This is a genomic window from Methylobacterium sp. J-077, assembly GCF_022829365.1.
Taxonomy (GTDB): domain Bacteria; phylum Pseudomonadota; class Alphaproteobacteria; order Rhizobiales; family Beijerinckiaceae; genus Methylobacterium.
Genome location: NZ_JAKSYJ010000185.1, coordinates 1 through 2,030 on the forward strand (window position 1 = coordinate 1; position 2,030 = coordinate 2,030).

1 protein-coding gene is annotated in these 2,030 nt (G+C 63.7%); it reads left to right on the plus strand.

Annotated features, from left to right (window positions below; translation table 11 throughout):
• Window positions 1-236 precede the first annotated feature (236 nt).
• Entirely contained in the window at window positions 237-1,589 is a 1,353-nt protein-coding gene (locus tag MKL11_RS22255) for a transposase (RefSeq protein ID WP_243947385.1), read from the plus strand.
• Window positions 1,590-2,030: the final 441 nt, after the last annotated feature.

Here is a 2,030-nt window from a genome sequence, read left to right on the forward strand (position 1 = left end):
CTTATCGCGCTCCGCCCCCGAAAAGCCGAGACTGGTACCTTCAGCAGGCCACCTGCAAAGCCGACCCAAGGCCTGCCGGAGGCTCTCGCCAGAAGGATCGCCCACGACGATTTCTGATGGGGAGCGACTGAGGCTTCTCGAATGTCTGCAATGGGTGGATTCTGTTGAAAAACTCGGGTGTTGCAGCGGTTGTGATGAGGTGATTCACTTCTGTCGAGAGACGGAGATCGAAGCAGATGATGGGACCTCGGCAAGTCGAGCAGGGTGCCCTGTTCTATGAGTTCTCGCTTGAGACGCACGTCCCCGCCGAACATCTGCTTCGCTCCATCGACCGGTTCGTCGACCTGACCGGCCTGCGCCAGGAGCTGGCCCCGTTCTACGCCTCGACGGGCCGCCCTTCCGTCGATCCCGAGTTGATGATCCGCATGCTGATCGTCGGCTACTGCCTCGGTATCCGCTCCGAGCGTCGGCTTTGCGACGAGGTCCACCTCAACCTCGCCTACCGCTGGTTCTGCCGGCTTGGTCTCAACGGCCGGGTGCCGGATCATTCTACCTTCTCCAAGAATCGCCATGGCCGCTTCCGCGACAGTGATCTCCTGCGTCGCCTGTTCGAGACCGTGCTCGCCCGCTGCATCGCCGAGGGGCTCGTCGGTGGCGAAGGCTTTGCCGTCGATGGCAGCCTGATCAAGGCCGATGCCAATCGGCACAAGGGGGTGGAAGGCTCTGCCGGCCTGCCGCCTGAGGTCGTGAGCCGCGCTGCTCAGGAGTACCTCGCCGTCCTCGACGAGGCCGCCTTCGGGGCCGCGACGCCGGTGCCGCCCAAGTTCATCTCGCCCGCCGATCCGGCCGCGCGCTGGACTGGAGCGCACGGCGGGCAGGCGTTCTTCGCCTACACGGCCAACTATCTGATCGACCTCGACCACGCGATCATCGTCGACGTCGAGGCGACCACAGCCATCCGGCAAGCCGAGGTTACAGCGGCCAAACGCATGATCGAGCGTTCGCGCGAGCGCTTCGACCTCTATCCGGCCAAGCTGGCTGGCGACAGCGGTTACGGTTCGGCCGAGATGCTGGGTTGGCTCGTCTACGAGCAGGGCATCGAGCCGCACATCAGCGTGTTCGACAAATCGACCCGCACCGACGGCACCTTCTCACGCGCCGACTTCACCTACGACCAGCCGGGCGACGTCTACCGCTGCCCGGCGGGCCAGGTGCTGACCACGACCGGCACCCTGGTCAACGACGGGGCGACGCTGCTGTACCGGGCGAGCAAGTTCGACTGCGCGCCATGCCCGTTGAAGGCGCGGTGCTGCCCGAACGAGCCGGTGCGCAAGGTCCCGCGCTCGATCTACGAGGGCGCGCGGGACATGGCCCGCGACATCGCGCGGTCCGAGGAAGGCAAAACCTCACGACGCGAACGCAAGAAGGTCGAGATGTTGTTTGCCCACCTAAAGCGCGTCCTGAAGCTGGACCGCCTCCGGCTACGAGGACCGAACGGAGCGAGAAACGAGTTCCACCTCGCAGCCGCCGCCCAGAACCTGAGGAAGCTCGCCAAGATCATCCCGGTCCCGCAGCCGAGCCCGGCTTGACCGGCAAGGGACACCCGGCTCGGGAACGAGGGCTCATCCCGCCCACGCTCCGATCTCGGCCGAGAACGAGTTTTTCAACGAAATCGGCCATCTGCCGCCACGCATCGCACGCCCAAGCGTTTCTGATGGGCAGATATCTGCTGTTCCGCTTCCGGCCACAAACCCGCGAGCAGCGGACGCCTGGTAATTGATACTCGCTATAATCGGAATATCTTTTCGGAGATTAGGCAGCAATTTACTGGATATCAGCTTCGCGGCCATCAGCATTCGCTTGAGACCAAAGGGACATGTTGTCAAACAGCGTCGAAGAATGGTTCATCCGCACTTTCGGTGCTGGCGGGTGGCTCAGGCGTTGATCAGCGTTGTGGCCCGAGGGCAGCACGATGCCGATCTCCAACCCGTCGATGCCGTCGGTCCCGGACGGTGTTCACGTCGATGATC

What these genes read in the sequence shown, in the direction of transcription:
- MKL11_RS22255 (WP_243947385.1), top strand. Translation starts at nt 237, where the DNA reads ATGATGGGACCTCGGCAAGTCGAGCAGGGTGCCCTGTTCTATGAGTTC.